The 9127-nt window shown below is 37.1% G+C and carries 11 protein-coding genes; all 11 read left to right on the forward strand.

Annotation, left to right across the window (positions count from 1 at the left end):
- Positions 1–204: 204 nt before the first annotated feature.
- Complete coding sequence (locus AC22ZQ_RS09500; protein WP_318958546.1) at positions 205–1149, forward strand: site-2 protease family protein; 945 nt, start codon at positions 205–207, stop codon at positions 1147–1149.
- Entirely contained in the window at positions 1139–1687 is a 549-nt protein-coding gene (locus tag AC22ZQ_RS09505) for a Smr/MutS family protein (protein ID WP_318958547.1), read from the forward strand. The genes AC22ZQ_RS09500 and AC22ZQ_RS09505 overlap by 11 nt, the downstream gene beginning before the upstream one ends.
- 1 nt (position 1688) lies before the next feature.
- Positions 1689–2183, forward strand: a complete 495-nt coding sequence (locus AC22ZQ_RS09510; RefSeq protein WP_318958548.1) for a rhodanese-like domain-containing protein — start codon at positions 1689–1691, stop codon at positions 2181–2183.
- A 39-nt stretch (positions 2184–2222) separates the two neighbouring features.
- Positions 2223–2636: a twin-arginine translocase TatA/TatE family subunit gene (locus tag AC22ZQ_RS09515; RefSeq protein WP_318958549.1), complete on the forward strand. Its 414-nt coding sequence runs from the start codon at positions 2223–2225 to the stop codon at positions 2634–2636.
- A complete protein-coding gene (locus AC22ZQ_RS09520) occupies positions 2636–3595 on the forward strand; it encodes a calcium/sodium antiporter (RefSeq protein WP_318958550.1) in 960 nt (319 codons plus the stop codon). The genes AC22ZQ_RS09515 and AC22ZQ_RS09520 overlap by 1 nt, the downstream gene beginning before the upstream one ends.
- A 3-nt stretch (positions 3596–3598) precedes the next feature.
- Entirely contained in the window at positions 3599–5149 is a 1551-nt protein-coding gene (locus tag AC22ZQ_RS09525) for a polyamine aminopropyltransferase (RefSeq protein WP_318958551.1), read from the forward strand.
- A gap of 168 nt (positions 5150–5317) precedes the next feature.
- Complete coding sequence (locus tag AC22ZQ_RS09530) at positions 5318–5887, forward strand: RNA polymerase sigma factor (protein ID WP_318958552.1); 570 nt, start codon at positions 5318–5320, stop codon at positions 5885–5887.
- A gap of 5 nt (positions 5888–5892) precedes the next feature.
- Entirely contained in the window at positions 5893–7650 is a 1758-nt protein-coding gene (locus AC22ZQ_RS09535; protein WP_318958553.1) for a hypothetical protein, read from the forward strand.
- The gene (locus tag AC22ZQ_RS09540; RefSeq protein ID WP_318958554.1) at positions 7610–8020 is read left to right on the forward strand and encodes a hypothetical protein; all 411 of its coding nucleotides are present in this window, start codon (positions 7610–7612) and stop codon (positions 8018–8020) included. The genes AC22ZQ_RS09535 and AC22ZQ_RS09540 overlap by 41 nt, the downstream gene beginning before the upstream one ends.
- Positions 8013–8405 carry a hypothetical protein gene (locus tag AC22ZQ_RS09545; protein WP_318958555.1) on the forward strand — a complete coding sequence of 131 codons (393 nt, stop codon included), beginning with the start codon at positions 8013–8015 and terminating at the stop codon, positions 8403–8405. Before AC22ZQ_RS09540 ends, AC22ZQ_RS09545 begins: the two co-directional genes overlap by 8 nt.
- Positions 8406–8506: 101 nt before the next feature.
- The coding region (locus tag AC22ZQ_RS09550; RefSeq protein WP_318958556.1) for an RNA methyltransferase at positions 8507–9127 on the forward strand (621 nt) is incomplete at its 3' end.

Here is a 9127-nt window from a genome sequence, read left to right on the forward strand (position 1 = left end):
AAAATGGTCAGGTTGCCAGAGAGGGTGTTTACGTATATCGTTTAAGTTTACGCGATGGAAATGGTATAGAAGTATTACGTCATGGACACCTTACTTTATTAAATGCCACAGGCCAATAATTTTTTGTCTAAACAAGCACAAAAAACTACAATTTTTAAGCTACTATTTCACCCCTCTAAATCTTCTTGCTATCTTTGATTAACTATGGACGAATTTGAATCTTATTATCCCCAAAAACCACATTTGGTAGAGAAGGAAAGTAGAGGGAATATGGCGTCAACCGTATTTTCCTTGTTGCTTTTCATCATTACTTTTGCGTGGATACTAGGCGGTGATTATAGCTTTATTTTCATGTTGGTGGCTGTTTTGGTGATTCATGAATTGGGTCATTTTACTCTCATGAAAATATTCAATTATAAAAATGTACGCATGCTCTTTGTTCCTTTAATGGGGGCTTTTGTACATGGGAAAAAGAAAATCTATTCTCAAAAAGAGAGGGCACTTGTTTTACTAGCGGGGCCGCTTCCTGGAATTCTGGTCGGTTTAGGGTGTTTATACTTTGGAGCCGATACAGAGATGAGCTGGCTGTTAGAAATAGGAGTGTTATTCTTGGTGCTGAATGTGTTGAATTTAATTCCACTAGATCCTTTAGATGGAGGACAGTTGCTTAAAAACATGTTTTTCGGAAAATTCGAATTGGTACAATTGATTTTTGCGCTTATATCTTCTCTTGCCGTAATTGTTGCGGGATGGATATGGCAAGAATGGATCATCGTTGGTTTTGGATTCTTCTTGGGAATACGTGTGAGAAACATCCAGAAGTTATACAACATTCGAAAAGATATGAAGGAGGAACATTTGGCCTATGTTTCTACTTATGAAGAATTAAGTAATAAAGATTTTGCCGGAATCAAGCAAATAGTAATGGAATATACTCCAGCGCTTAAGGTCTATGAAGAGCAAGCTCCTCAAGAGAAGTTTGACGCAATAATCGCCTCGCAAGTAAATGGAGTGCTCATAGCTCCGACCAAAAAAGATGCAAGTTTTCTTTTTAAATTGGTTGTTATGGCCATATGGGTAGCTTCTTTTGCGGCGAGTATTTACATGGTATTACACACGAATTTTTCTACAATTTTCAATGAATTATAAGATAGGAGAGAAGGTCACTTTTATGAGTGAAGCAGGTTATGCTATTATCCAATCCTTCAAAGATGCAAATACAGTTGTTATCCAAGATGAAACAGGGTTTAACAGAGATTATCCCATTTCTGAATTGGTGAAAATCCAAAGTGAAAATTACGCGGGTGGAGGCTATGCCGACAAGGATAACATAGAATACGAAGCAGAAATTAAGCATACCATCAAAGAACAACGCCTAGATTTCGACACTACAGACAAGCAACAAATTTGGGAGATAGATTTACACATGCACGAAATCGTGGATGATGAATCTGGTTTTGATGGTGGCGCTAAATTGAGAAAACAAGTACGTGAATTTAAAGCTTTCTACAAAAAAGCACGTAAGCACCATATACGAAAAATTGTAGCCATACATGGTGTAGGTGAGGGAATCTTGAAAAATGAAATCCGAACGTATTTAGATACACAAGAATTTTTAGAATATTACGATGCCGATTACCGTGAATACGGAAAAGGAGCAACAGCAGTTGAATTACAATATAAATAGTATGAAAAAGATAATCGTTTTAGGCGCATTGTTTAGCCTAGTCGCTTGTGGAGAAGCAAGCAAGAAAGAAGTAGTAGTAAAAGAGGAAGTTAAAATTGTTAATGGAGACACTACTATTACAAGAAAAACAGAAGCTGTTGATGCTGAAAAGACAGGTGAAGCGCAAAAAGAAGTGAATATCCGAATTGTTGGACCAAAAGAGTTTGAGCACATTGCGGCAGATGAAAATGGAAACATGATAGATGTTAGAACTGCTGGTGAGTTTGCGGAGGGTCATTTAGAAAATGCGAAGAACCTAGATATAACAAACGGAGACTTTCAAGCGGCTATGGAAACGATGGATAAATCAGAAACTGTAATGGTTTATTGTAAGTCGGGTGGTAGATCTGCGAGAGCGAGACAAATGCTAGAGGCTGCTGGTTTTGAAAATATCGTTGAAATGGAAGGTGGCTATATGAATTATTTGCGTGTTCAGGAAGCTAACTCTAATCAATAAGCATAGTAGTTCTTTCTACATTATTCTTAATTTTGCGGCATGTTAATGTTTCTCAATGGAGTGGCAGGCTCCGAAATATTCGTAATACTTTTATTTGTACTCATTTTCTTTGGGGCAAAGAGTATTCCTGGGTTGGCTAGAACCTTAGGTCGTGGATTCCGACAAATTAAAGACGCAAGTCAAGAAATCCAAGATGAAATTTCTAAATCAACGCAGAGCATGAAAAAGGACCTTAATTTAGAGGGACGTGCAAGAAATCTTCAGGATAATATTCAAAGGCCGTTAGATCAGATGGCGCAAGATATAGAGGAAGGTCTGGAAGGTGGAGTGGTTCATCGTAAACCTCCTCGCCAATACGTTGCTCCTCAAGCTCCAGAAAAGAAGGAGGACAGTAAGCCATTGGACCAAGCGCATAATAATCAGACAGAGAACAAGAATACACCAGAAGCATAATGTTAATAGACTTAGGAATACTCGTTGGAGGATTAATCGTACTTATTATTGGAGGAGAATTTTTAGTTAAAGGTGCTGTTGGTATAGCTTTTAAAGCACATTTATCTACCTTAGTTATTGGATTAACTGTTGTTTCTTTCGGAACCTCTGCACCTGAATTGTTGGTTTCCATTCAAGCTGCTTACAAAGGAGCTCCTGATATTGCCATCGGTAATGTAGTTGGATCTAACATCGCAAATATTTCCTTAGTTTTAGGTATTACAGTTATGGTCTATGGTTTAACCGTAGCACGCGATACTAAAATATATGATTGGCCTAAAATGTTTTTGAGTTCAATTCTCTTCTACATTTTTGCATACGATGGTATTATTGTATGGTTTGAAGGGATGATCATGTTAATTCTTCTGGTATTATACATCGCCTTTATTGTTACAAAATCACGTAAGCAAACCAAGAAAGAAATTGCAGAAAGTGACGAGGAAGAATTAGAAGCTCCATCCACTCTAGGGAAATCGTTTTTGTTTTTAGCCATTGGTTTGGTGGGACTTTACTTTGGTGCAACATGGTTACTTCAAGGGTCGGTATCTCTTGCTCAAGAAGCAGGTTTAAGTGAACGTGTAATTGGTATTACGATTATTGCCTTTGGAACTTCAGTTCCAGAATTAATCACCTGTGTTGTGGCTGCCTACAGAAAAGAAACAGCAATATCTATCGGGAACTTAATCGGTAGTAATATTTTTAACATCATGGCTGTAATAGGTATTACTGCAATTATTCATCCGATTAAAGTCAGTCAACCAGCTTTAGATTTTGATTTTATATGGATGATAGGTTTTGCATTATTGCTATTGCCTATGATATGGTTAGGGAAAAAAGTAGGTTTTTGGAAAGGACTCATTCTTTTTGGAACCTATGTCACCTATATCGTTTTATTACTCATAGATAATTCTGCTCACTAATTTATGCCCCTACTTAACTCCAAAAGAACCCTCATGCTTGCCTTATTGGCAACGGGGATGGCAGGTATAGTAGCGGAGTATATATTGGCTACTTTGGCCACTTACTTTTTAGGAGATTCCGTTTTTCAATGGACAATTATCTTATCCCTGATGCTCTTTTCCATGGGCTTGGGAAGTAGAATTAGTCGCTGGATTAAAACAAACTTAGAGGCTTGGTTTGTGGGGATAGAATTTACCCTTTCCATCCTAACATCACTATCCTCACTTTTCGTTTATTTGTTGATGCCGCATCTTTCTAATTTGGCACCTTCTATATACGTTTTGGCAATAATCATTGGGGCCCTGATTGGAATGGAAATCCCCTTGGTTACTAGGATAAATGCTAAGAATGCAGAGCTAAGAACCAACATTAGCGAGGTCATGGAGAAGGACTATTTTGGGTCTTTACTCGGTGGTTTATTTTTTGCTTTTATTGGAATTAAGTATCTAGGAATTACCTATACACCATTCATCGTGGGCGGTGTAAACCTCATTGTGGCTGTATTGGTTTTTTTCAAGTTTAAAAAGTACATCCTTGCAGGCTTGTTAAAGAAATTAAGTGTATTTGGTGTAGTTGTGGTGTTCGCAATTTTTGGTGGACTCTATTTTTCTGAACCAATTGTATTGTACGGAAATCAAAACTTATACACTGGAAAAGTTGTGTTTAGTGAGCAAACGCCTTATCAAAAAATTACCATTACCAAATGGCAAAAAGATTATTGGCTCTATTTAAATTCAGGGAAACAACTCAGTACATTTGATGAATGGATGTACCATGAACCCTTGGTGCATCCTGCAGTTCAATTGGCGGGTAAACCCAAACATGTTCTATTGATGGGGGCGGGTGATGGTTGTGCCATCCGAGAGTTATTAAAGTATCCTTTTATTGATAGTATCACCTTGGTAGATTTAGATCCAAGAATGATAGAAATTGGTCAAACTCAACCTATTTTAAGGAAAGTGAATCAAGATGCGTATCAATCTTCTAAAGTAAATGTAGTAGTAGGTGACGCTTTTAATTATCTGGAGAAAACACCAAAAGTTTACGATGTAATTATTGCAGATTTTCCAGATCCAAGAAGTGTTGATTTAAGTAGGTTGTACTCTAAAGAAATGTACAATTTAGTATATCATCGTCTTTCTCAACGCGGAGTTTTCATTACTCAAGCAGCAAGTCCATATTATACTACCAAGGCATTTCGCTGTATAGAAAAAACAATGGAAGCAGCTAATTTTCAGGTATTACCCTTACACAATCATATCTATACTTTTGGAGAGTGGGGGTGGATGATAGGTACTAAAAGTTTACCTTCTGCTTTCATGAAAGAAAAAATTGAAGCCATGGATTGGCAAAATATTTCTACCAAATTTTTAACACCATCCGCGAGTAAAATGATTACAAATTTTGGCGGTGACTTGGTTGATGTAGATACAAATGCATTGAAAATTAATAGTATATACAACCCTGTGCTATACAGGTATTACGGTGAAGGTAACTGGAGTTATTACTTTTAAATCCATCATCACCGCACAATAACCACCTTCTTTTCTCCGTTTTTTTATCATAATCCAAAATTATTCTGTAACCATTTTCTAATGGAGTATTATTAGTATGTAGAATCTGCAAGTTCTGCGTACTGCAAACCAGTTTGCAAAAGAAAGTAAACTATAAAACCAAAAGCGATGAGTATTAACCCAGTGTATCACCAAACAAGTTCTAAGTTAGACCAGGAACGCGTTTGGGTACAACGAGCTAAAAAGAACCCGGAGGATTTTGGGCCGTTGTATAGGAAATATCACGAGCAGATTTTTAGGTATGTGCACCAGAGAATGGATGACACCGAACAAGCATTCGATGTTACCTCTCAGGTGTTTTTAAAGGCCATAAAAAACATTCATAAATTCGAATTTAGAGGAGTTCCTTTTGGTTCTTGGCTCTACAGAATAGCGAAGAGTGAATTGTACCAGGCTTTTAGAGATAGAAAAGTGAAGAGAGCAGTAAATATTGAAACCTTACACATCACCGAAATCATTGAGGAAATGGATGAAGTGATTAATGATGAGAATCAAAAAAGACTGTTTAATGCCATAGCTCAACTCAAGGAAGAAGACGTTCAAATTCTTGAATTGAGGTATTTTGAAAAGAGACCCTACAGAGAGATTGGTGAAATTCTGGAGATTACAGAGAACAATGCCAAAGTAAAATCTTTTAGGGTTTTAGAAAAGTTGAAAAAAATAATTTTTAAAAACTAGCGGTCATGAATAACCGAAAAATGAATTTGGATAGGCCCAAGATTTCATCAGAAGAAATCAAAAGTAGACAGAATTTTGATCAGATCTTGGGCAACCTGAAAGCACTGCATAAACCCTTCTATAAAAAGACGTGGTTTTGGGGTACTACAGGTTTGGCCACCGTCGCCGTGGCAATTGGTTTGTCAACATTAATAACGAACGAAAATAATATAGATGAGAACAACACTACTTTAGCAGCAACAACAGCCTTAGCACCTTTGAATGTTACGGATGATCTAGAAGATACACCCTGTATTCAGACACCTGTAGACGGACAAGATGTTCCTTATGAAGAATATAAAGTTTATCCAGGTAGAGATACTACAATCACTACTGCAAATGGATCTACAATAAGCTTCAAGGCATCTACTTTGATGGCTGCAGATAGTGAAATTCCAGTAGAACTCAAGGTGAGATATTTTGCGGATAAGGCAAGTGCTTTTGTTGCTGGTATTCCTATGACCGTAGATGAAGGAGCTTTTGAATCGGCAGGTATGTTAGAGGTGCGTGGAACCCAAAACGGTAAAGAAGTTGCCATTAATCCAAAAGCGCCAATTGCAATAGATATGAAGATGTACAAACCAAGTGAAGGGTTTAACTTCTATTACCTCAATGAAGAAAATGGTGGTTGGGAAGATTCTGAATGCCTCTATGCAGATGCTAAACCAAGCCAACAAGAAAATGAGTTAGAAGGTGATTCTGAGCCAGATTATTCAAGTGTTTCTGACGATGTGTCGCCTCAACAAGAGCAGGTTATTGTAAAAAGAATAGCTGAGATAGATGTTGAGATTGAAGGGCTCAAGAAAGAAGAACCTCAACGTAAAGACTACAAGTTGGTTGAAAATCAAAATTTAGTATTTGATTTAGACTATGATGTGAATGAATTTCCTGAGTTAAGAAAATTACAAGGTGTTGGTTTCGAAGCACTACCAAACCAGAGACAATATAAAGATATTGTAAATGAAAATTGGGACAACGTCAAGTTAAAATTGATGGAGACTGGAGAGTATAAAATCACTTTCCTCAAAGGTAGAAAGTCAAATTACTTGATAGCACGTCCTGTACTTTCTGGTGTAGATGAAAAAGAAGCTGAGGAGTTGTTTAATCTTGTGATGAATGATGTTAAAGAGCGCAAAGAGGAATTGGTCTTAGAACGTAAGGCTTTGGAGGCTCGTCAAAAAGATTTGCAAGTGCAAATGAAAAAGTTGATAGAGGAGCAAAAAGCAAAGCAAATTAAAGATTTGAACCGAAAAAAAGAGTTGGAAAAGGTACAACAGAAGATGATTACAGCAAGTAGTGCTATCTATCAGGCCACAGCAAGTTTTAAAGCTTTTAATTGGGGTGTTTATAACTGTGATTCTCCAAGGAAGTTCCCTAATCCATCACCTCTTGCCTTTATTTACCATAAAGATGGAAAAAATGTTGAGGCAATTAAAGCCTTTGTATTTAGCTTTAATAAGGAAGCAAGATTTGAATATGGCTATCAGATGATTGGACTTCAAGCAATGAATAAAATAGGATTTCATAAAGGAAAGAATGTTATTTTCGTTCAAGATAAGTTTGGAGAAATGTCTTACGCCAGTTTTGATGAAAGTGAATTACCAAAGGAAGGATACCACAGATTTAATTTAACTACGATTGCGAATGCAGATTTTACAGCAGAAAATATTAAAGCTATTCTCGGTGAAAAGAGTTCTTCTAGGAATAACCTTGCTTTGCGTTAGTTCTTTCGGTTTTACACAAGAACGAGATAAGATTAAAGTTAAAAAGACCCCTACAGAAATAGATTTTCTACCACAAATAGCAGGTGTGTATGATGGTGAATTAGCCGTTGAGAAAATTTGTTTTGGAGGCGGGATTAAGAATAACCTGGGGTACCAGGTTTTTTCTTTTGATATCACATATGTAAAAGAGGGAGCTACGGTAACGGAGTCATACAGATCTAATCAAATACCTGATTCCGTCTGTGTACAGCTACAAATGTTTAATATCAACCAACGAATATTTTTTACAGCTATAAAAGCACTCGATCATAAAGGACGATTGATAACTTTGGACCCTTTAAGTTTAATTCCTATCAAAGAAGATGAATAAGTCGCTTTTAATATTGTTCTTTATTGGTTTAACGCTGCAATTGTCTGGGCAAGATAGTATTAAAATTAGATCTGGTAAGCCAAAACTCTACCAGGGCTCGTCACATGAAATTGCTGCTTGGTATTTGTATTTCGCCGAAGGTATGTACTACCTCACTAAACTTCCTAATAAGAAATCAAATGAGGCCAGTGAATGGTTCGAGAAAAGAAAAGATTCTCAGAATATCTACAAGGGAAAGATTTTTGAAGGAAAAAACACTACCCTGAGCCTCGCCAAAGAGAACAATAGTGCTGAGAAACTAAATTTTTATTTTCATAAATCTGAGGATGTAATTGTATTGATTTCAACGGTGGATGGAGTAAAATTTAGGTTTAGTGAAGTTTAGTTGATTATCTGAGATTCTGGAAGTATTTCTCTCGGATTTAAGATGTTGCGAATTCGGTTAAGGATATCTATATTTGTTAGACAAACAGATGAATAAACTACATGATACGTGTATCCATTTTTCTTTCTTTTCTACTAATAACTAGCCTAAGTTTTGGTCAGTTTGGTGGGTTTAGTGGTCGAAATTGGAAACGTAATACGCGAGAGTTTCGAATGGGCTTTGGAGCCACTGGGTTTTTGGGTGACTTAGGAGGAAGAGATCAAATTGGTACGGATTATTCACCGATAGATTTGGATTGGAAAGCTACTTCTATGGCTGCAATGTTGGGGTACAGATGGAGATTTGCACCACAATGGGCATTGACCTCAGATCTCAGCTTTGGAATGTTGCGCGGGAGTGATCAATACACTCAAGAAATTATCCGTAGCAGTAGAAATTTGCACTTTAGAGCCCCCGTTGTGCATTCGTCAAATCGTTTAGAATTTATCATTTATGCTTACGAAAAGTCAGGGAGAAGATACGACTTAAGCGTGCGTAAAGGGATGCACCATTACAATAATCAAATTTACCTTTTCGCTGGTGCAGGAGTGATGTTTTTTGTTCCTCAAGCTGATTTAGGATCGGGTTGGACCAATTTAAGACCGCTCAGCACAGAGGGACAAGGACTGCCGAATGGGGCAAAAAAATATAGCAACTTTACCGTTACTGTTCCTTTAGGATTT

The organism is Lishizhenia sp. (genome assembly GCF_057456495.1).

What these genes read in the sequence shown, in the direction of transcription:
- AC22ZQ_RS09515 (WP_318958549.1), top strand. Translation starts at nt 2,223, where the DNA reads ATGTTAATGTTTCTCAATGGAGTGGCAGGCTCCGAAATATTCGTAATA.
- AC22ZQ_RS09520 (WP_318958550.1), top strand. Translation starts at nt 2,636, where the DNA reads ATGTTAATAGACTTAGGAATACTCGTTGGAGGATTAATCGTACTTATT.
- AC22ZQ_RS09510 (WP_318958548.1), top strand. Translation starts at nt 1,689, where the DNA reads ATGAAAAAGATAATCGTTTTAGGCGCATTGTTTAGCCTAGTCGCTTGT.
- AC22ZQ_RS09525 (WP_318958551.1), top strand. Translation starts at nt 3,599, where the DNA reads ATGCCCCTACTTAACTCCAAAAGAACCCTCATGCTTGCCTTATTGGCA.
- AC22ZQ_RS09535 (WP_318958553.1), top strand. Translation starts at nt 5,893, where the DNA reads ATGAATAACCGAAAAATGAATTTGGATAGGCCCAAGATTTCATCAGAA.
- AC22ZQ_RS09500 (WP_318958546.1), top strand. Translation starts at nt 205, where the DNA reads ATGGACGAATTTGAATCTTATTATCCCCAAAAACCACATTTGGTAGAG.
- AC22ZQ_RS09505 (WP_318958547.1), top strand. Translation starts at nt 1,139, where the DNA reads ATGAATTATAAGATAGGAGAGAAGGTCACTTTTATGAGTGAAGCAGGT.
- AC22ZQ_RS09530 (WP_318958552.1), top strand. Translation starts at nt 5,318, where the DNA reads ATGAGTATTAACCCAGTGTATCACCAAACAAGTTCTAAGTTAGACCAG.
- AC22ZQ_RS09545 (WP_318958555.1), top strand. Translation starts at nt 8,013, where the DNA reads ATGAATAAGTCGCTTTTAATATTGTTCTTTATTGGTTTAACGCTGCAA.